The sequence below is a fragment of the Streptomyces sp. Sge12 genome, assembly GCF_002080455.1.
Lineage (GTDB): Bacteria > Actinomycetota > Actinomycetes > Streptomycetales > Streptomycetaceae > Streptomyces.
This window is the reverse complement of sequence record NZ_CP020555.1, coordinates 2137081-2155698: the sequence shown is the minus strand read 5'-3', so window position 1 is coordinate 2155698 and position 18618 is coordinate 2137081. Positions and strand designations below refer to the sequence as shown.

General features: G+C 71.8%; 20 protein-coding genes. 14 read left to right on the top strand and 6 right to left on the bottom strand.

From position 1 onward, the window contains the following. The first annotated feature begins 261 nt into the window (after nucleotides 1–261). Nucleotides 262–1080, top strand: a complete 819-nt coding sequence (locus B6R96_RS09315; RefSeq protein ID WP_081522231.1) for a hypothetical protein — start codon at nucleotides 262–264, stop codon at nucleotides 1078–1080. Nucleotides 1081–1095: 15 nt separating this feature from the next. On the opposite strand, the gene B6R96_RS09310 is transcribed toward B6R96_RS09315, so the two are convergent. Continuing rightward, nucleotides 1096–2427 carry a D-arabinono-1,4-lactone oxidase gene (locus tag B6R96_RS09310; RefSeq protein WP_081522230.1) on the bottom strand — a complete coding sequence of 444 codons (1332 nt, stop codon included), beginning with the start codon at nucleotides 2425–2427 and terminating at the stop codon, nucleotides 1096–1098. Further along, nucleotides 2375–3631, bottom strand: coding sequence for an MFS transporter (locus B6R96_RS09305; protein WP_081522229.1), 1257 nt, complete (start codon nucleotides 3629–3631; stop codon nucleotides 2375–2377). Before B6R96_RS09305 ends, B6R96_RS09310 begins: the two co-directional genes overlap by 53 nt. 175 nt (nucleotides 3632–3806) lie before the next feature. Here B6R96_RS09305 and B6R96_RS09300 point away from each other — a divergent pair, with 175 nt between their 5' ends. Further along, complete coding sequence (locus B6R96_RS09300; RefSeq protein WP_081522228.1) at nucleotides 3807–4961, top strand: ferrochelatase; 1155 nt, start codon at nucleotides 3807–3809, stop codon at nucleotides 4959–4961. Between the two features lie 11 nt (nucleotides 4962–4972). Beyond that, nucleotides 4973–5776, top strand: coding sequence for an inositol monophosphatase family protein (locus B6R96_RS09295; RefSeq protein WP_384509318.1), 804 nt, complete (start codon nucleotides 4973–4975; stop codon nucleotides 5774–5776). Nucleotides 5777–5876: 100 nt separating this feature from the next. Here the strand turns inward: B6R96_RS09295 and B6R96_RS09290 are convergent, their stop codons facing one another. Beyond that, the gene (locus tag B6R96_RS09290; protein WP_030385668.1) at nucleotides 5877–6056 is read right to left on the bottom strand and encodes a hypothetical protein; all 180 of its coding nucleotides are present in this window, start codon (nucleotides 6054–6056) and stop codon (nucleotides 5877–5879) included. 246 nt (nucleotides 6057–6302) lie between these two features. Between B6R96_RS09290 and B6R96_RS09285 the strand changes: the two genes are divergently transcribed. The 4 genes from B6R96_RS09285 (at nucleotide 6303) to B6R96_RS09270 (ending at nucleotide 9829) form a co-directional block, all read left to right on the top strand. Further along, complete coding sequence (locus B6R96_RS09285) at nucleotides 6303–6956, top strand: response regulator transcription factor (RefSeq protein WP_030008767.1); 654 nt, start codon at nucleotides 6303–6305, stop codon at nucleotides 6954–6956. A gap of 5 nt (nucleotides 6957–6961) precedes the next feature. Then, entirely contained in the window at nucleotides 6962–8206 is a 1245-nt protein-coding gene (locus B6R96_RS09280) for a sensor histidine kinase (protein WP_030385669.1), read from the top strand. Nucleotides 8207–8587: 381 nt separating this feature from the next. After that, nucleotides 8588–8884, top strand: coding sequence for a DUF4193 domain-containing protein (locus B6R96_RS09275; protein ID WP_030008769.1), 297 nt, complete (start codon nucleotides 8588–8590; stop codon nucleotides 8882–8884). Between the two features lie 12 nt (nucleotides 8885–8896). Then, the gene (locus B6R96_RS09270) at nucleotides 8897–9829 is read left to right on the top strand and encodes a hypothetical protein (protein ID WP_053703466.1); all 933 of its coding nucleotides are present in this window, start codon (nucleotides 8897–8899) and stop codon (nucleotides 9827–9829) included. Between the two features lie 52 nt (nucleotides 9830–9881). Here the strand turns inward: B6R96_RS09270 and B6R96_RS09265 are convergent, their stop codons facing one another. Continuing rightward, nucleotides 9882–10346 carry a DUF3093 domain-containing protein gene (locus B6R96_RS09265; RefSeq protein WP_030385671.1) on the bottom strand — a complete coding sequence of 155 codons (465 nt, stop codon included), beginning with the start codon at nucleotides 10344–10346 and terminating at the stop codon, nucleotides 9882–9884. A 58-nt stretch (nucleotides 10347–10404) separates the two neighbouring features. Between B6R96_RS09265 and B6R96_RS09260 the strand changes: the two genes are divergently transcribed. The 7 genes from B6R96_RS09260 to B6R96_RS09230 all read left to right on the top strand — a co-directional run bounded on the left by B6R96_RS09260 (nucleotide 10405) and on the right by B6R96_RS09230 (nucleotide 17062). Then, nucleotides 10405–10989 (top strand): PaaI family thioesterase, encoded by a 585-nt coding sequence (locus tag B6R96_RS09260; protein WP_053703465.1) that lies wholly within the window; start codon nucleotides 10405–10407, stop codon nucleotides 10987–10989. Then, nucleotides 10989–11534, top strand: coding sequence for a dUTP diphosphatase (gene dut, locus B6R96_RS09255; protein WP_030385673.1), 546 nt, complete (start codon nucleotides 10989–10991; stop codon nucleotides 11532–11534). The genes B6R96_RS09260 and dut overlap by 1 nt, the downstream gene beginning before the upstream one ends. Nucleotide 11535: 1 nt before the next feature. Continuing rightward, nucleotides 11536–12321 carry a DUF3710 domain-containing protein gene (locus B6R96_RS09250; RefSeq protein ID WP_053703463.1) on the top strand — a complete coding sequence of 262 codons (786 nt, stop codon included), beginning with the start codon at nucleotides 11536–11538 and terminating at the stop codon, nucleotides 12319–12321. A 173-nt stretch (nucleotides 12322–12494) separates the two neighbouring features. Then, nucleotides 12495–15191 carry a sensor histidine kinase gene (locus B6R96_RS09245; protein WP_081522227.1) on the top strand — a complete coding sequence of 899 codons (2697 nt, stop codon included), beginning with the start codon at nucleotides 12495–12497 and terminating at the stop codon, nucleotides 15189–15191. Beyond that, nucleotides 15188–15874 carry a response regulator gene (locus B6R96_RS09240; protein ID WP_030385676.1) on the top strand — a complete coding sequence of 229 codons (687 nt, stop codon included), beginning with the start codon at nucleotides 15188–15190 and terminating at the stop codon, nucleotides 15872–15874. The genes B6R96_RS09245 and B6R96_RS09240 overlap by 4 nt, the downstream gene beginning before the upstream one ends. A gap of 24 nt (nucleotides 15875–15898) precedes the next feature. Then, complete coding sequence (locus B6R96_RS09235) at nucleotides 15899–16318, top strand: OB-fold nucleic acid binding domain-containing protein (RefSeq protein ID WP_078626234.1); 420 nt, start codon at nucleotides 15899–15901, stop codon at nucleotides 16316–16318. Between the two features lie 3 nt (nucleotides 16319–16321). Further along, a complete protein-coding gene (locus B6R96_RS09230; protein ID WP_030385677.1) occupies nucleotides 16322–17062 on the top strand; it encodes a DUF3159 domain-containing protein in 741 nt (246 codons plus the stop codon). A gap of 176 nt (nucleotides 17063–17238) precedes the next feature. On the opposite strand, the gene B6R96_RS09225 is transcribed toward B6R96_RS09230, so the two are convergent. Together B6R96_RS09225 and B6R96_RS09220 are read right to left on the bottom strand one after the other, a co-directional pair. Next, nucleotides 17239–17901, bottom strand: coding sequence for a potassium channel family protein (locus tag B6R96_RS09225; RefSeq protein WP_030385678.1), 663 nt, complete (start codon nucleotides 17899–17901; stop codon nucleotides 17239–17241). Next, a complete protein-coding gene (locus B6R96_RS09220) occupies nucleotides 17898–18566 on the bottom strand; it encodes a potassium channel family protein (RefSeq protein ID WP_030385679.1) in 669 nt (222 codons plus the stop codon). The genes B6R96_RS09225 and B6R96_RS09220 overlap by 4 nt, the downstream gene beginning before the upstream one ends. Nucleotides 18567–18618: the final 52 nt, after the last annotated feature.

Genomic DNA, 18618 nt, shown 5'->3' with positions numbered 1-18618 from the left:
CCGAGTCCGGACATCCGAAAGGAAGGACGGCCCCAGGGCTCGCCACAGTACTCCATTCGGGCCACCTGGGTGGACCGCCGCGCCGCCGAACTTTCCCCGGACGGCGGGAGTTGGCCTGCCCTCGATCGGGTCCGACCTGCACCCGTGGTCCGTTTTCGGGTGTCTTGCTTCACATAATCACCAGAAACGGAACTATCTGCTTCGCCCAGCGGTCGGTAACTCCTGAAAGAGGAGAAGCGCGAGAGGCGGGACACACCGGGGATGACGAAGGGTCAGAAGGCGACGCGGGACGTCGAGGACGAACCGGATGACAAGAAGCTCGACCTGAGCGCGGCCCAGGTCGCCGGCTCCTCCCTCGCCACCGTCGCGGCGGCCCTGCTCGCCTCGAAGATGGGCGTCTACGGGACCATCCTCGGGGCCGGTGTGGTCAGCGTCGTCGCCACCGCGGGCGGACCCGTCATCCAGCACTTCTTCCGGCGCACCGGCGACCAGCTGCGGGAGAGCGCCCGGACCGGGGCCCGGCGGGTGCCGTCGCCCCGCGAGGAGTCGCGGGCGGACGGTGCCCCGGAGGCCACGGCCACCGGGGAGTTCGGCGCGGCCACCGTGCACGGCACCCGGGTACGGGGCTGGAAGCGCACCGCGGTCGCCTCCGGCGCGGCCTTCGCCATCGCCATCGGCGGCCTCGGCACCTACGAGGCGATGGCCGGCACCTCGGTCAGCAGCGGCGGCGGCACCCTCTTCTCCGGCGGCACCCGCACGGCGGGCGAGGACCGGCCCGCCCCGCACCGGGACGGGCCGGGCGCCGACGAGAAGGGCGGGCGGACCCGTACCCCCGGCTCCGGTACCTCGCCGAGCCCTTCGCACCCGCAGGGCGACCACAGCCCGAGCCCCGGGCCGAGCCCCTCGGGCTCCGGCGGCCCGGGGAGCTCCGGGAGTCCCGGGACCTCCGGGGAGCCGACGCCCGGCGCCTCCCCGTCGAAGCAGGCCCCGTCCTCCTCCCCGAGCACCGCGCCGTCGGTCCCGGCGCCCGGTCCTGACGCCTCGGCACCGGCGCCGCGGCAGAGCACCGCGCAGCAGTGAGCCGCCGGGGCCGGGTCAGTCGCCCAGGACCCGCCGCAGGTAGTCGTTGCCGAAGACCCGGTCCGGGTCGAGGCGGTCGCGCAGCGCGGTGAACTCACCGAACCGCGGGTAGACCTCGGAGAAGTACTGCGCGTCCCGCGTGTGCACCTTGCCCCAGTGCGGACGCCCGCCGTGCGCGGTGAAGATGCGCTCGGCCGCCGTGAAGTAGCCCTGGTAGGGGGTGCCCCTGTACATGTGCACCGCGATGTACGCCGTGTCGCGGCCGGACGCCGTCGACAGCGTGATGTCGTCCGCCGGTGCCGTGCGCACCTCCACGGGGAAGCTGATCCGCAGCCCCGAGCGGTCGACCATCGCCCGCAGTTCGCGCAGCGCCAGGGGCACCCGCTCGCGCGGGAGTGCGTACTCCATCTCCACGAACCGCACCCGGCGCGGGCTGGTGAACACCTTGTACGGGATGTCCGTGTAGGTGCGCGCCGACAGGGCGCGGCTGGCGACGCGGGCGATGGAGGGGATGGTGGCCGGGACCGCGCGGCCCAGCGAGTTGACGGCCTGGAAGAGGCCGTTGGAGAGCAACTCGTCCTCGATCCAGGCGCTCACCGGTCCGGGCGGGGCGGCCGGGCCTTGGCTGCGGTTGTTCCGCTTGGTGTTGCAGTTGCCGGTGTGCGGGAACCAGTAGAACTCGAAGTGCTCGTTCTCCGCGAAGTGTTCCTCGAACTCGGCCGTCACCCGGTCGAACCCCATCGGCTCCTCCCGGGCGGTCAGGAAGAAGATCGGCTCCACGGCGAAGGTGATCGCGGTGACGATGCCGAGCGCGCCGATGCCCAGCCGGGCCGCCGCGAAGACCTCGGGATTCTCCTTCTCGGAGCAGATCAGCAGCCGCCCGTCGGCGGTGACCAGCTCCAGGCCCCGGATCTGGGCGGAGAGGGAGGCCGAGTCGCGGCCGGTGCCGTGGGTGCCGGTGCTGGTGGCGCCGGAGACCGTCTGCTCCATGATGTCGCCCATGTTGGTGAGCGAGAGGCCCTCCGCGGCCAGGGCCCGGTTGAGGTCCTTGAGGACCGTGCCCGCCGCCACGGTGACGGTGCCCGCGGCCCGGTCGATCGACCGGATCCCGGCGAGGGCCTGCGGGCGTACGAGCACCCCGTCGGTCGCGGCGGCCGCGGTGAAGGAGTGGCCGGTGCCGACCGCCTTCACCCGCAGCCCGTCCTCGGCGGCCCGGCGGACCGCCTCCTGGAGCTCCCCGACCGAGGCCGGGGTCACCACGCGGGCCGGTGTGGCGGTGATGTTGCCCGCCCAGTTATGCCACGCGGTCCGTCCCCCGCTGCTCTTCCCTGCTGTCGCCGTCCCCATCGGTTGCTGGCTCCTCCCCTTGCGCCGGCCTCGTCAGCCGGCGGTATCCCGCGAACGCAACCGCCGCCGCGGCCACTCCCGCCGATACGGAGACGACGTACCCGGTCTGCGCACCCGCTGCGTCGACGACCCAGCCGGTCACGGAGGACCCGAGCGCGATTCCGACCGCGAGGCCGGTGCTGATCCAGGTCATGCCCTCGGTCAGCTTCGCGTGTGGCACGTGCGCCTCGATCAGGGCCATCGTGGTGATCATCGTGGGAGCGATGGCGAGGCCCGAGACGAAGAGCGCCACGGCCAAGAACGGCAAGTTCCCGGCCAGTAGGAGGGGGATCATACTCACGGCCATCGCACTGATGCCCAGTACCCAGCGGGGTTCGGCCCTGCCCTTGAAGTGCATGAGGCCGAAGACGATGCCCGCGAGGCAGGATCCGAACGCCCAGATCGCCAGGAACACCCCACCGAGGGATTTGGTGCCGTGCTCCTCGGCGAAGGCCAGGGTGGCGACGTCCACGGAGCCGAAGATCGCGCCGGTCGCGACGAAGGTCGCCACGAGGACCTGGAGGCCGGGGGAGCGCAGCGCCGAGGACCGGTCCGTGTGCTCCTGGTGCGGATGCGGCTCGGGCTCGGTGGCGGTGAGGGCCGTCAGCCACCACACGCCCGTCACCAGGAAGACGAGGGCGACCACCGGACCGGCCTCGGGGAACCAGCCGGCCGACAGCGTCGCGGCCAGCGGCGGGCCGATGATGAAGCAGAGCTCGTCGACGATCGACTCGAACGAGTAGGCCGTGTGCAGCTGCGGGGTGTCGCGGAACAGGGCCGTCCAACGGGCCCGGACCATCGACCCGACGCTGGGCACGCATCCGGCGACGACGGCGAAGACGAAGAGGGTCCAGCTCGGCCAGCCGCCCGCCGACGCGACCAGCAGGCCGGTCACCGCGGCGCCCGCGATCAGGGTGGCCGGGCGCAGCACCCGCCGCTGCCCGTACTGGTCCACCAGCCGCGACACCTGCGGGCCCACCGCGGCGGCGGACAGGGCGATGGTGGCGGTGATCCCGCCCGCGAGGGCGTAGCTGCCGCCCAGCTCGGTGATCATCGTGAGGACACCGATGCCCACCATGGACAGCGGCATCCGGCCCAGGAGGCCGGCGGCTGTGAACCCCTTGGTGCCGGGGGTCGCGAATATCGCGCGGTAGGGACTGGGCAAGGTGGTGCCCTCCGTAAGGGACGTGGTGGGGCCAGAACAGATTACGTCTGCCGACAAGGCACCCGCATGGGGAAAACACCGACAGGAAGTTAGGGTGACCTTACCTGCTGTTCGAAGCGTGGGACGGGCCGGGTCCGTTGCCCGGTGGCGGACGCCGGGTGGCAGGATTCGAGGCATGTCAGACCAGCTCTGTGCCCCAGACGGCGGCTCCGCCGCCCCTTACGACGCCCTCCTGCTGCTGTCCTTCGGCGGCCCCGAGGGACCCGACGACGTCGTGCCCTTCCTGGAGAACGTCACCCGCGGCCGCGGCATCCCGCGCGAGCGGCTCAAGGAGGTCGGGCAGCACTACTTCGGGTTCGGCGGGGTCAGCCCGATCAACGGGCAGAACCGCGAACTGCTGGACGCGCTGCGGAAGGACTTCGCCGGGCACGGGCTGGACCTGCCGGTCTACTGGGGCAACCGGAACTGGGCCCCGTACCTGACCGACGTGATGCGGGAGATGGCCGCCGACGGACGCCGCCGCATCGCGGTGCTCGCGACCAGCGCCTACGCCTCGTACTCGGGCTGCCGCCAGTACCGCGAGAACCTCGCCGACGCGCTGGCCACCCTGGCCGAGGAGGGCGTGGAGCTGCCGCGGGTGGACAAGCTGCGCCACTACTTCAACCACCCCGGCTTCGTCGAGCCCATGATCGACGGGGTGCTGGCCTCGCTCGCCTCGCTGCCCGAGGAGGTGCGCTCCGGCGCGCACCTCGCCTTCACCACCCACTCCATCCCGACCGCCGCCGCGGACACCTCCGGGCCCGTGGAGGACCACACCGAGGGCGGCGAGGGCGGGGCGTACGTCAAGCAGCACCTCGACGTCGCCAAGGTGATCGCGGACGAGGTCGCCGCCCGGACCGGGGGCGCGCACTCCTGGGAGCTCGTCTACCAGTCCCGCAGCGGCGCCCCGCACATCCCCTGGCTGGAGCCGGACATCTGCGACCACCTGGAGGCCCTGCACGCCGCCGGTGCGCCCGCCGTCGTCATGGTGCCCATCGGTTTCGTCTCCGACCACATGGAAGTCCTCTACGACCTGGACACCGAGGCCACCGCGAAGGCGGCCGAGCTGGGTCTGCCCGTGCGGCGGTCCGCGACCGTCGGCGCCGATCCGCGCTTCGCCGGGGCGGTACGGGAGCTGGTGCTGGAGCGGGCCGCCAAGGAGCGCGGAGAGGCGCCCGCGGAGTGCTGGGTCGGCACGCTCGGGCAGAGTCATGACCGGTGCGCGGTGGGCTGCTGCCCGGCGCGTGGCCCCCGGCCGGCGGCCGCGGGCGTGGACAGTCCGTACGCGTAGGAAGTGGGACCGTGATCTCTGACGAGCTGAAGGCCGAACTGCTGGACGTGGGCCTGGAGGCCGCCCGGCAGGCCGGGGCTCTGCTCCGCGACGGCCGCCCGGCCGATCTGGCGGTGGCGGCGACGAAGAGCAGCCCGATCGACGTGGTGACCGAGATGGACATCGCGGCGGAGAAGCTGATCACCGGCATCCTCGCCGACCGGCGGCCCGAGGACGGGCTGCTGGGCGAGGAGGGCGCGGACACCCCCGGGACGAGCGGGGTGCGCTGGGTCGTCGACCCCCTGGACGGCACCGTGAACTACCTCTACGGACTTCCGAGCTGGGGGGTGTCCATCGCGGCGGAGTACGGGGGCGAGACCGTGGTGGGCGTCGTGGCGGCGCCGATGCGCGGCGAGACCTACCACGCGGTCCTCGGCGGCGGGGCGTGGCTGGGGACCGAGCGCCTCGCCTGCCGCCCGGCCGCGCCGCTGGACCAGGCGCTGCTCGGGACCGGCTTCGCGTACGTGCAGGCCCGGCGGGCCCACCAGGCCGGGATCGCGGCCCGGATCATCCCGCTGGTCCGGGACATCCGGCGGGGCGGGTCGGCGGCGCTGGACCTGTGCGACGTGGCGGCCGGGCGGCTGGACGGGTACTACGAGCGGGGACTCAACCCGTGGGACCTGGCGGCCGGCGACCTGATCGCCCGGGAGGCCGGGGCCCTGACGGGGGGCCGTCCGGGTGAGCCGGCGTCGGGCGAGCTGACCCTGGCCGCCACCCCGGCCGTCTTCGCCTCGCTGCAGCCGCTGCTGGAGGAGTCCGGGGCCTGGCACGACTGAAAGCACGGAACCCCGGACGCCCGCTCGGGCGTCCGGGGTTCACGTCGTGCAGGGCCGTGCGGAAGGGCAGGTCCGGCAGCTCGGGGGATCAGGCAGGGGATCAGCAGGCGGGTACGGCGGCCGAGACCGGGACACCGTGTTCGGCAGCCAGGCGCTGGAGATCCTCCAGCTCCGCCTGTTCCACTTCCGCGAGGAAGTCGTCGCCCGTCTCGCGGGCGTGCCTGAGGTCCGACTGCGTGGTCCTGATGCGCTGCAGGAGACCCGCGGTGAATGCGTCCATGGTGGGTTCGCCCCCTCTTCGTGGGTCGGCGGCGGCACGTGGCTGTCCGCCTTCAGGGAGTGGATGGGGTGTGATCTCGTCCTCCCCTGCACCCTGGGCCCAGAAACCTCGCGAGGCGAGGGAATCCTCACTTCCGCCCCGCCGGTCCCGTGCGCGGACTGCCTTACAGCCGGTTTATGGCCGAAACGGGCAGGATGGGCGACGCAATACACGTGTGCCCTTCTGGGCTCGGAGGAAGGAAACGACGTGCGCGTACTCGTCGTCGAGGACGAGCAGCTGCTCGCCGATGCGGTGGCCACCGGCCTGCGCCGGGAGGCCATGGCCGTGGACGTCGTGTACGACGGCGCCGCCGCCCTGGAGCGGGTCGGGGTCAACGACTACGACGTGGTCGTGCTCGACCGGGACCTCCCGCTCGTGCACGGTGACGACGTGTGCCGGAAGATCGTCGAGCTCGGCATGCCCACCCGTGTGCTGATGCTGACCGCCTCCGGCGATGTGAGCGACCGGGTGGAGGGCCTGGAGCTCGGCGCGGACGACTACCTGCCCAAGCCCTTCGCCTTCACCGAGCTGACCGCCCGCGTACGGGCGCTCGGCCGGCGCACCACGGTCGCGCTGCCGCCCGTACTGGAGCGCGCCGGCATCAAGCTGGACCCGAACCGGCGCGAGGTGTTCCGTGAGGGCAAGGAGGTCCAGCTGGCCCCGAAGGAGTTCGCGGTGCTGGAGGTCCTCATGCGCAGCGAGGGCACCGTCGTCTCGGCCGAGCAGCTGCTGGAGAAGGCCTGGGACGAGAACACCGACCCCTTCACCAACGTCGTGCGGGTGACCGTGATGACCCTGCGCCGCAAGCTGGGCGAGCCGCCGGTCATCGTCACCGTGCCCGGTTCCGGATACCGGATTTGAAGCGCGTGCCCGTCACCCCGGCGCCACCGGTCGCACCACCGAAACCGACCTGGGACCCCGGCCAGCCCGAGGGTCCTTTCCCGTGGCTGCGGCCGACCATCCGCATACGCCTCACCCTGCTGTACGGCGGGATGTTCCTGATCGCGGGCATCCTGCTGCTGTCGATCATCTACCTGCTCGCGGCGCAGGCGCTGCGGCAGGGCAACGCGCTGCCGTTCCAGATCGTCGGCGGCCAGGTCAAGGTCTCCAGCACCAACTGCTCGGGCGTGATGGGCGGCCCGCTGGAGCCGGAGCAGTTCAACGCGGCGGTCAACCAGTGCGTGCTCGAACAGCGCCGGCACGCCCTGGACGACCTGCTGAGCCGGTCGCTCATGGCCCTGCTGGGCCTGAGCATCATCGCGTTCGCCTTCGGCTACGCGATGGCCGGCCGGGTGCTCTCGCCGCTCGGCAAGATCACCCGGACCGCGCGCCGGGTGGTCGGCTCCGACCTGACCCGGCGGATCGAGCTGGACGGGCCGGACGACGAGCTCAAGGAGCTCGCCGACACCTTCGACGAGATGCTCGACCGGCTGGAGCGGGCCTTCACGGCCCAGCAGAGGTTCGTCGCGAACGCCTCGCACGAGCTGCGGACACCGCTCGCGATCAACCGGACGCTGCTGGAGGTCCACCTCTCCGATCCCGGGGCCCCCGTCGAGCTCCAGCAGCTCGGCAAGACCCTGCTGGCCACCAACGAGCGCAGTGAGCAGCTGGTCGAGGGCCTGCTGCTGCTGGCCCGCAGCGAGAACCAGATCGTCGAGCGCAAACCCGTGGACCTGGCGGAGGTCGCCTCGCGCGCCGTCGACCAGGTGCGCGGCGAGGCCGAGGCGAAGGGCGTGGAGATCCGCGGCGAGCGCGCGCCCGCCGTCGTCCAGGGCAACGGGGTGCTGCTGGAGCGGATCGCCCTCAACCTGGTGCAGAACGCCGTCCGGTACAACGTGCCGGAGGACGGCTGGGTGGAGGTCGTGACCGAGGCCCAGCACGATCAGGCGGTCCTCCTGGTATCGAACACGGGTCCCGTTGTTCCCGCGTACGAGGTGGACAACCTCTTCGAGCCCTTCAGGCGGCTGCGTACGGAGCGCACGGGCAGCGACAAGGGTGTCGGGCTGGGTCTGTCGATCGCGCGCTCCGTGGCGCGCGCACACGGCGGCAGGATCCAGGCGATGCCCCGGGAAGGCGGTGGCCTCGTGATGCGTGTCACTCTTCCCTTGTGAGACGCCCGCCGGGTGTTCGCTTTTGGCTGAATGCTTGCCCTGTGAAGGCAACCGGTCCTGTGTGATCGATCACAGTGGCCGGTGTCGGCCCATGTGCGTTCAGTGACCCCGGCACGGCCGGAACGCCCGGGAAGTCCGGGTTTCCGGCCCCTCGGATGGCGGGAAATACACGGGGTGGCGTTTGTGCATGACGGCACCCGGACCGTGTACGGTCCCGCTCGTCATCCCAGCCAATCGCCCTTCAGGCGGGCGGCTGGGTGTCGATTGAGTAACAGACCTTGATGTGAGGCAAAATCTCCGCCTCAGGTCGGGCACAAGTCCGGCCTCTCGTGCGTTACGTGCGCTGAGACACCGCTAACACCCAGAGGGGGAGAGCGAACAATGGCAACGGACTACGACACCCCGCGCAAGACCGACGATGACGTCGACAACGACAGCATCGAAGAGCTGAAGGCCCGGCGCAACGAGAAGTCCACGTCCTCCGCGGACATGGACGAATTCGACTCTGTCGAAAGCATGGAGCTTCCCGGTGCGGACCTCTCCAATGAGGAGCTGGCCGTCCGGGTCCTGCCCAAGCAGGCCGATGAGTTCACCTGCATGAGCTGCTTCCTGGTCCACCACCGCAGCCAGCTGGCACGTGAGAAGAACGGTCAGCCGATCTGTCGCGACTGCGACTGAGAGGCGTCGGCCGTGGCTGGCTCCACACCATTTCGGAAGCGCCGCTTCCGAAAAACTGGTGATTCGGCGGAGACGCAGGTGGCACCCATCGATCCGGAAACGGGTCCGGGAGCTCCCGGCGGCTCCGCCAGCGCGGCGGTCGCCGTGCCGTCCGACAGCGCCCCGGCGGTGCCGTCGGCCACCGAGCCCGACGGGGAGTCCCGCAGCGGCTTCGGGGCTCGTCCGATGCAAGCCGTCAAAAGCGGAATGCGCAAGGGCGGCCACGGTGTCAGGGCCATCACCCTGTACATCACCGACAGGATCATCGAGAACGCCCCGCGCGTTCCGGTTCGGGACCTCGCGACGCTGCGCGCGCAGTTCCCGGGCCTCGGCCCCGATCAGCTCGCCGAGAAGCTGATATCGGGAGCCGCCAACGCCTCCTCGACCGTGGGCGCCGGCGTCGGCGCCGCGGCCATGCTGCCCGTGCCGCCCGCGATGCCGGCGGAACTGGCCGCCGAGATCACCGCCGTCGCCGCCATCGAGCTGAAGCTCATCGCCGAACTCCACGAGGTCTACGGCCAGCGGCCGCCCGGCAACCTCAAGGACCGCAGCCTCGCCTACCTGACCGCCTGGACGGAGGAGCGCGGGGTCGACCTGACCAAGCCGACCACGCTCAACGCGGCGCTCGGCGGGCAGATGAAGCGCGAACTGCGCCAGCAGATCATGAAGCGGATGTTCCGCAACCTCCCGAACCTCATGCCGTTCATGGTGGGCGCCGCTGTCGGCGCGGTCATGAACCGGCGCGACACCCGCAAAGTCGCCGAGAAGGTCCGTAGTGACCTGCAGAGGCGGGCCGTGGACTGGGAGACCCTCCGCTCCCTGCCGCCCCTGGAACAGCCCGTGCAGCCCCTTCCCGAGGCAACCAAGCTCGCCCTCGAGGTCTCGGATCCGTCCCTCAACGACTGAGGCCCCCGCCGGGGCGGTCCGCCCCGGCCGGCGGGAGCCCGCGCGGACCGGTTCAGGCCGCCGGGGTCCGGGCGGCGAGCAGCGCCGCGACCAGGGCCCGGGGCTCGCGGGTGGAGACGTAGACGTACGGGGTCGGATCGGCCGGGTCGGTGATCTCGATCCGGACCGCGGTCGGCACGTAGCTGCGCATCAGCATGAAGGCCCGGGTGTCCGCCTTGTGCGTGCGCCAGGCGCGCGCTTCCTCCGCATCCAGGATCTCGGGCTCGCCCAGCGCCGTCACCGGGATCCGTGCGTCCCCGACCGCCAGCGCGCCGCCCACCACGCGCACGCGCGCGGAACCGTACGAACTCACCGCCAGCCCCGCCAGCGCGGTGCCCCCGACCAGGCCGGCCAGTAGCGCCGTCGTCCCCAGCGGCAGCAGCATCAGCGCACAGGCGAGACCGATCAGTACGGCGATGCCCCACCAGGAGCGGGGGGCGGTCAGACGTTCGTCGTGGTGCGCGGTGGAGAGCTGCATACGGCCTAGCCTGCCACGAGGCGACCGGTGGGTAGCCGCGCGGGTAAGGTCTGCGGCTGTGAGTGGACGAAACACAGCGCTGACGCCCCCGGACGATGCCGCCGCACCGGTCCGGCACCCGGACGCGCCCGCACCCGGCGAACTCCTCGGTGCGCACTACGAGCACTGCTTCGGCTGCGGCGGGGGCCAGCCCCACGGACTGCACCTGGAGGCCCGGGCGGGCGAGGGCGTGAGCGTCACCGCCGAGTTCACCGTCAAGCCCGCGCACCAGGGCGCACCCGGTCTCGCCCACGGCGGGGTGCTCGCCACCGCGCTCGACGAGACGCTCGGTTCGCTGAACTGGCTGCTGCGCGTCATCGCGGTGACGGGGCGGCTGGAGACCGACTTCGTGCGGCCCGTGCCGGTGGACACCGTGCTGTACCTGGAGGCCGAGGTCACCGCCGTCGCCGGACGGAAGATCTACTGCTCGGCCGTCGGCCGGATAGGCGGACCGCAGGGCCCGGTCGCCGTGCGCGCAGACGCCCTCTTCATCGAGGTGAAGGTCGACCACTTCATCGACAACGGACGGCCCGAGGAGATCCGGGCGGCGATGGCCGACCCGGACCAGGTCAGGCGCGCACGCGCCTTTGAGGTGAACCCCTGATGTCCCAGACCAACCACGACTCCCACCGGCCGGTCGACGTACTGATCCGCCGCGTCGACCCGGAGGTGCCGATTCCGGCGTACGGGCACCCCGGCGACGCCGGCTGCGACCTCGTCACCACCGAGGCGGCCGAGCTGGCGCCCGGCGAGCGGGCCGTCCTGCCCACCGGAGTCTCGATCGCCCTGCCCGACGGGTACGCGGCCTTCGTGCACCCGCGGTCGGGCCTGGCCGCCCGCTGCGGGCTCGCGCTCGTGAATGCCCCGGGGACGGTGGATGCCGGGTACCGTGGGGAGATCAAGGTGATCGTGGTCAATCTCGACCCTCGCGAGAGCGTGCGGTTCGAGCGTTTCGACCGCATTGCCCAGCTGGTTGTCCAGCGGGTCGAGAAGGTGCGCTTCCACGAGGTGGCGGAACTTCCCGGCTCGGCCCGGGCCGAGGGGGGTTTCGGCTCCACCGGCGGTCATGCGGCCGTGGCCGGATCCGGGGCTGGTCAGCAGGGTGGGAATGGCTACGCTTCGGTCGTAACCGACCGGGAAGGACAGTGACGTGTTCGGACGTCGCAAGAAGAACGACTCCGCCCATGACGGCGGCGCGGCCGAGCAGGTCGTAGACGGCGTCGCCGAGCAGGACGAGGCGGGCGGGCAGGAGAGCGATGCCCAGCCGCGCCGGGTGAACCTGCCTCCGGCCCCGCGGCCCGACGGCCCCTGGGACCTCTCCGAGGTGCTCGGGAACCCGGCCGACGGCCGGGTCGACCTGGGCGGCATCCTCGTACCCGGTGTCGAGGGCATGGAGCTGCGCGTCGAGGTCGCCGGTGACGCGATCGTGGCCGCGACCGTGGTCCTGGGCGACAGTGCCGTGCAGCTGCAGGCCTTCGCCGCGCCCAAGAAGGAGGGCATCTGGGGCGAGGTCCGCGAGGAGATCGCCACGGGTATCACCCAGCAGGGCGGCATCATCGACGAGGCCCAGGGAACCCTCGGCTGGGAGCTGCGCGCACAGGTGCCCGTACCGCTCCCGGACGGGCAGACCGGCGCCCAGCTGGTCCGCTTCGTGGGCGTCGACGGCCCGCGCTGGTTCCTGCGCGGCGTCATCTCCGGCCAGGCCGCGGTGCGTCCCGAATCGGCGGGGGCGGGTGTGCTGGAGCAGATCTTCCGGGACACCGTCGTCGTCCGCGGTGACGGCCCGATGGCTCCCCGCGACCCGATCGTCCTGAAGCTGCCGAACGACGCCCAGATGGTGCCGGACGGCGTGCAGACGGACGACCAGGAGGGCTCCCGCTTCGGCGGTGGCATGGGGCAGCTCGAACGCGGCCCGGAGATCACCGAGGTCCGCTGACCTCGGACGGCCCCCGCGCACAGGGGGACCGTCATGCGTTTCGGCCGGTGGGCCCTACTCCTTCGGGGTGGGGCCCACCGGCTTTTCCGCCCCGCGTCAGAGATGCGTCAGGGATCGGCGCCTGGGTGCGGATCGGTGCGTGCGGGGCAGCGGCGTCCCGGAGAATGGGGCGCATGGGACGCGGCAAGCTCAGGATCTACCTCGGCGCGGCGCCCGGTGTGGGCAAGACCTACGCGATGCTCTCCGAGGGGCATCGCCGGGTGGAGCGCGGCGCGGACTGCGTCGTCGGCTTCGTCGAGCACCACGGCCGGCCGCGCACGGAGGTCATGCTCCACGGCCTCGAACAGGTGGAGCGCAGGGCCCTGACGTACCGGGGCGCCGGGTTCACCGAGATGGACGTGGACGCGCTGCTCGCCCGCAGGCCCGCCATAGCGCTGGTCGACGAGCTCGCGCACACCAACGTGCCCGGCTCGCGCAACGCCAAGCGCTGGCAGGACGTGGAGGAGCTGCTGCGGGCCGGCATCGACGTGGTGTCGACCGTGAACATCCAGCACCTGGAGTCCCTCGGGGACGTGGTCGAGTCGATCACCGGGGTGCGGCAGCGGGAGACCGTGCCGGACGAGGTGGTCCGCCGGGCCGACCAGGTCGAGCTGGTCGACATGTCCCCGCAGGCCCTGCGCCGGCGGATGGCCCACGGGAACATATACCGGCCCGAGAAGGTCGACGCGGCCCTGTCGAACTACTTCCGGCCGGGCAACCTCACCGCACTGCGCGAGCTGGCCCTGCTGTGGGTGGCCGACCGGGCGGACGAGTACCTCCAGCAGTACCGGGGCGAGCACGACATCCGCTCGACCTGGCAGGCGCGGGAGCGGATCGTCGTCGGGCTCACCGGCGGACCGGAGGGCCGCACCCTGATCCGGCGGGCCGCGCGGATGGCCGCCAAGGGCTCGGGCAGCGAGATCCTCGCCGTCTACATCGCCCGTAGCGACGGGCTGACCGCCGCCTCGCCGAAGGAGCTCGCGGTCCAGCGAACCCTGGTCGAGGACCTGGGCGGAACGTTTCATCATGTGATCGGCGACAACATCCCCGACGCCCTGCTCGCCTTCGCGCGCGGCGTCAACGCCACCCAGATCGTCCTCGGCTCCAGCCGGCGCCGCTCCTGGCAGTACGTCTTCGGCCCCGGGGTCGGCGCGAGCGTCGCCCGCGACTCGGGGCCCGACCTCGACGTGCACATCGTCACCCACGAGGAGGTCGCCAAGGGGCGCGGCCTGCCCGTGGTGCGCTCGGCGGCCCGGCTCGGACGGACCAGGATCATGGCCGGCTGGGTGGTCGGAACGATCTTCCCCGTCCTGCTCTGCCTGCTGCTCACGCACATCGAGGCGGACCTCGGGATCGCCAACGACATGCTGCTCTTCCTGTCGCTGACGGTGGCCGCGGCGCTGCTCGGCGGACTCTGGCCGGCCCTGGCCTCCGCGGCCCTCGGCTCGCTGCTGCTCAACTACTTCTTCGCGCCGCCGCTGCACCGGTTCACGGTGTCCGACCCCAAGAACATCGTCGCCATCGCCGTCTTCTTCGGCGTCGCCGTCTCGGTGGCCTCGGTGGTGGACCTCGCCGCCCGGCGCACCCACCAGGCGGCCCGGCTGCGCGCCGAGTCCGAGATCCTCTCCTTCCTGGCCGGCAGTGTGCTGCGCGGGGAGACCACCCTGGACGCGCTGCTGGAGCGGGTGCGCGAGACCTTCGCCATGGAGTCCGTGGCCCTGCTGGAGCGGGCGGGCGACGTGGAGCCCTGGAGACCGGCCGGCAGCGTCGGCCCGAGGCCCGCCGCCCGGCCCGAGGACGCCGACGTGGACATGCCCATCGGGGACCACATGGCCCTGGCCCTGTCCGGGCGGGTGCTGCCCGCCGAGGACCGCCGGGTGCTCGGCGCCTTCGCGGCGCAGGCCGCCGTGGTCCTGGACCGCCAGCGCCTGGTCGGCGAGGCCGAGGAGGCCCGCCGGATGGCGGAGGGCAACCGCATCCGCACCGCGCTGCTCGCCGCCGTCAGCCATGACCTCCGTACGCCCCTGGCCTCGATCAAGGCCTCCGTGAGCTCGCTGCGCTCCGCCGACGTGGAGTGGTCCGAGGAGGACCGGGCCGAGCTCCTCGAAGGCATCGAGGACGGTGCCGACCGCCTCGACCACTTGGTGGGCAACCTGCTCGACATGTCCCGGCTGCAGACCGGCACCGTGACCCCGCTGATCCGGGAGATCGACCTCGACGAGGTGGTTCCGATGGCGCTGGGCGGCGTACCGGAGGACAGCGTGGTGCTGGACGTGCCCGAGGCACTGCCGATGGTGGCCGTGGACCCGGGGCTGCTGGAGCGGACCGTGGCCAACGTGGTGGAGAACGCCGTCAAGTACAGCCCGGCGGGGGAGCCCGTCCTGGTGGCGGCCAGCTGCCTCGGCGACCGGGTCGAGGTACGGGTCGTCGACCGCGGGCGGGGCGTGCCCGACGAGGCCAAGGACCGGATCTTCGCCCCCTTCCAGCGGTACGGGGACGCCCCGCGCGGGGCCGGCGTCGGCCTCGGGCTCGCGGTCGCCCGTGGCTTCGCCGAGGCCATGGACGGCACTCTGGCGGCCGAGGACACCCCCGGGGGCGGGCTGACCATGGTGCTCACGCTGCGAGCGGTGCGCGGCGGCCGGGCACCGGACCGTGTCACCGTGGACGGCGGCGAGGCCGCCGGCGATGCGCCGCCGGGGCTGTCAGAACCGGCGGAACCGGCGGAACCGGCAGAACCGATGGAACCGGCAGAACCGATGGAACCGGCAGAACCGATGGAACTCGATCACGACCGTGATCGGATGACGCGACAGAAGGCAGGACCTCAATGACCCGGGTGCTCGTGGTGGAAGACGAGCCGCAGATCGTCCGAGCGCTTGTGATCAACCTGAAGGCGCGCAGGTACGAGGTCGACGCCGCGGCCGACGGCGCCAGCGCACTGGAGCTCGCGGCCGCCCGCCACCCCGACGTGGTCGTCCTCGACCTCGGGCTGCCCGACATGGACGGCGTCGAGGTGATCAAGGGCCTGCGCGGCTGGACCCGGGTGCCGATCCTCGTCCTCTCCGCCCGGCACAGCTCCGACGAGAAGGTCGAGGCCCTGGACGCGGGCGCCGACGACTACGTCACCAAGCCCTTCGGCATGGACGAGCTGCTGGCGCGGCTGCGCGCCGCCGTCCGCCGGGCGGAGCCGGCCGCGGGCGCCGGAGAGGACGAGGTCATCGTGGAAACCGCCGGTTTCACGGTGGACCTGGCCGCGAAGAAGGCCGTGCGCGAGGGGCGCGACGTACGGCTCACGCCCACCGAGTGGCACCTGCTGGAGGTACTGGTCCGCAACAGCGGAAAGCTGGTCAGCCAGAAGCAGCTGCTCCAGGAGGTCTGGGGGCCCTCGTACGGCACCGAGACGAACTACCTGCGGGTCTACATGGCCCAACTGCGGCGGAAACTGGAGGCGGACCCCTCGCACCCGCGGCACTTCATCACCGAGCCGGGCATGGGATACCGCTTCGAGCGGTAGTCGGCACGCCGGTACGCTTCCTGTATGAGTGCTGAACCGCGTCCCGAGAAGCCCGCGAAGCCGGCCAGGCCTGCGGGCCGGTTCCGCCGGATGATTGAGCGGCTGTCCACCTCCCAGGAGGAGCTGCATTCGGCGGAGCTGCAGGAGGACGCAGAAGCCGCGGGGTGCACGCGGATCTGCGACTGCCACGACCGTCAGATAGTCAAGGTGACCGGGACCCTGCGTACGGTCACCCTGCGGCCGCGTGCGGGCGTACCCGCCCTGGAGGCCGAGCTCTTCGACGGCTCGGCCGCGCTCGACGTGGTCTGGCTTGGGCGTCGCTCGATCGTGGGAATCGAGCCCGGCCGACGCATGATTGCCTCGGGGCGCATCTCCATGACCCACGGCCGTCGGGTGCTCTTCAACCCGAAGTACGAACTCCGCCCGCTCGGACAGGAGCACTGACCGGTGACGTCACTCGACAAACCGACCACCCCGGAACCGACGGGGCCGCGCCATGCCGCCGCGCCGTCCGAGGACCAGAAGGCCGTGACCCAGGCGGCGCTCTTCGATGCCTTCGGCGGTGTCCGGGGCACCGTGGAGACGATGCTGCCCGGGCTGCTCTTCGTCATGATCTACACGATCAACAAGGACGTGAAGTGGTCCGCCATCGCGGCGGGCGCGGTCGCGGTCCTGCTGGTGATCGTGCGGCTGCTGCGCAAGGACACCGTCAAGCACGCCTTCAGCGGGGTGTTCGGGGTGGGCGTGGGCGTGGCCTTCGCCCTGTTCACGGGCAGCGCGAAGGGCTTCTACCTGCCGGGCATGATCTACGGAGTCGGCCTCGGCGTGGCCTTCACGCTCTCGGCGCTGGTGGGCTTCCCGCTGCTGGGCGTGATCCTCGGCCCGGTGTTCAAGGAGAACCTGTCCTGGCGCACCCGCAACCCCGGGCGCAAGAAGGCGTACGTCAAGGCCAGCCTGGCCTGGGGCCTGATCTTCCTCGCCAAGTACGCGATCCTCTTCCCGCTGTACTGGTGGGGTGACGCGACGCAGCTGGGCTGGGTGCTCATCGCCCTGAAGCTCCCGCCGATGGTGCTCGCGGTGTACTTCACCTGGGTCTTCCTGGCCAAGGCGCCGCCGCCGATCGACGTGATCGCGGAGTGGGAGGCCAAGGAGGCCGCGGAGGCCGCCGCCAAGGGGCCGAAGGCCTGACGGCCCACAGCTGACGAAAGGGGCGGGACCGGCCAGGAGGCCGGTCCCGCCCCTTTCCCGTGCTGCCGGGCCCGCGGGTTGCCGGGGCCGGCGCGCCGTGTCACCGGCGGCGGGAAGCACGGAGGGGGCGCGCCCCGCAGGGCGCGCCCCCTTCGACGTCGAGCGGGCCCGCAGGGCTACCGGCGGGCCTGGAGGAGGACCTCCAGCTGCTCCTCGCGGGCCTGGGCGGCCACGAAGAGCAGTTCGTCGCCCGGCTCCAGGGTCTCCTCCCCGTGCGGGGTGAGGACCCGGTTGCCCCGGATGATCGTGACCAGCGAGGTGTCCTCGGGCCAGCTGATGTCGCCGATCTGGGTACCCGCGACCGAGGAGTCCGGCGGCAGGGTCAGCTCGACGAGGTTGGCGTCGCCGTGGCTGAAGCGCAGCAGCCGCACCAGGTCGCCGACGCTGACGGCCTCCTCGACCAGGGCCGACATCAGGCGCGGCGTGGAGACCGCGACGTCGACGCCCCAGGACTCGTTGAAGAGCCACTCGTTCTTCGGGTTGTTGACGCGGGCCACCACGCGCGGGACCCCGTACTCGGTCTTGGCCAGCAGCGAGACGACCAGGTTCACCTTGTCGTCGCCGGTGGCCGCGATGACCACGTTGCAGCGCTGGAGCGCGGCCTCGTCCAGCGAGGTGATCTCGCAGGCGTCGGCCAGCAGCCACTCGGCCTGCGGTACCCGCTCCACCGAGATGGCGGTCGGGGCCTTGTCGACGAGGAGCACCTCGTGGCCGTTCTCCAGCAGTTCGCCCGCGATGGAGCGACCCACCGCGCCTGCCCCGGCGATCGCGACCCTCATGCGTGTGCCTCCTCGGGGCCCTCGGCGAATGCCGCCTCGACCTTGTCGATCTCGTCCGTGCGCATCATCACGTGGACGAGGTCGCCCTCCTGAAGGACCGTTGCCGACGTGGGCAGCATCGCCTCGCCCAGGCGGGTGAGGAACGCCACGCGGACGCCCGTCTCCTCCTGGAGCTTGCTGACCTTGTGGCCGATCCACGCGGCGGAGGTGTGCACCTCGGCGAGCTGCACCCCACCGCTCGGGTCGCGCCACAGCGGCTCGGCACCCGAGGGCAGCAGCCGGCGCAGCATCTGGTCGGCGGTCCAGCGCACGGTGGCGACGGTGGGGATGCCGAGGCGCTGGTAGACCTCGGCGCGCTTGGGGTCGTAGATGCGGGCGGCGACGTTCTCGACGCCGAACATCTCACGGGCCACGCGGGCGGCGATGATGTTGGAATTGTCACCACTGCTGACGGCGGCGAAGGCGCCCGCGTCCTCGATTCCCGCCTCCCGCAGGGTGTCCTGGTCGAAGCCGACACCGGTGACGCGGCGGCCGCCGAATCCGGCGCCGAGCCGGCGGAATGCGGTGGGGTCCTGGTCGACGACGGCGACCGTATGCCCCTGCTGTTCCAGGGTTTGCGCGAGGGCGGAGCCCACCCTTCCGCAACCCATGATGACGATGTGCACGGCCGTCCTTCCGGCTGTCAGCGACTCGCTGGTTCCCAGCCTCATTGCATGC

Bases quoted from the DNA above. Each gene is read 5' to 3' on its own strand.
- B6R96_RS09265 (WP_030385671.1), bottom strand. From the start codon at position 10,346: ATGCAGCTCTCCACCGCGCACCACGACGAACGTCTGACCGCCCCCCGC.
- B6R96_RS09245 (WP_081522227.1), top strand. From the start codon at position 12,495: ATGGGACGCGGCAAGCTCAGGATCTACCTCGGCGCGGCGCCCGGTGTG.
- B6R96_RS09275 (WP_030008769.1), top strand. From the start codon at position 8,588: ATGGCAACGGACTACGACACCCCGCGCAAGACCGACGATGACGTCGAC.
- B6R96_RS09300 (WP_081522228.1), top strand. From the start codon at position 3,807: ATGTCAGACCAGCTCTGTGCCCCAGACGGCGGCTCCGCCGCCCCTTAC.
- B6R96_RS09310 (WP_081522230.1), bottom strand. From the start codon at position 2,427: ATGGGGACGGCGACAGCAGGGAAGAGCAGCGGGGGACGGACCGCGTGG.
- B6R96_RS09290 (WP_030385668.1), bottom strand. From the start codon at position 6,056: ATGGACGCATTCACCGCGGGTCTCCTGCAGCGCATCAGGACCACGCAG.
- B6R96_RS09225 (WP_030385678.1), bottom strand. From the start codon at position 17,901: ATGAGGGTCGCGATCGCCGGGGCAGGCGCGGTGGGTCGCTCCATCGCG.
- B6R96_RS09315 (WP_081522231.1), top strand. From the start codon at position 262: ATGACGAAGGGTCAGAAGGCGACGCGGGACGTCGAGGACGAACCGGAT.
- dut (WP_030385673.1), top strand. From the start codon at position 10,989: ATGTCCCAGACCAACCACGACTCCCACCGGCCGGTCGACGTACTGATC.
- B6R96_RS09240 (WP_030385676.1), top strand. From the start codon at position 15,188: ATGACCCGGGTGCTCGTGGTGGAAGACGAGCCGCAGATCGTCCGAGCG.
- B6R96_RS09235 (WP_078626234.1), top strand. From the start codon at position 15,899: ATGAGTGCTGAACCGCGTCCCGAGAAGCCCGCGAAGCCGGCCAGGCCT.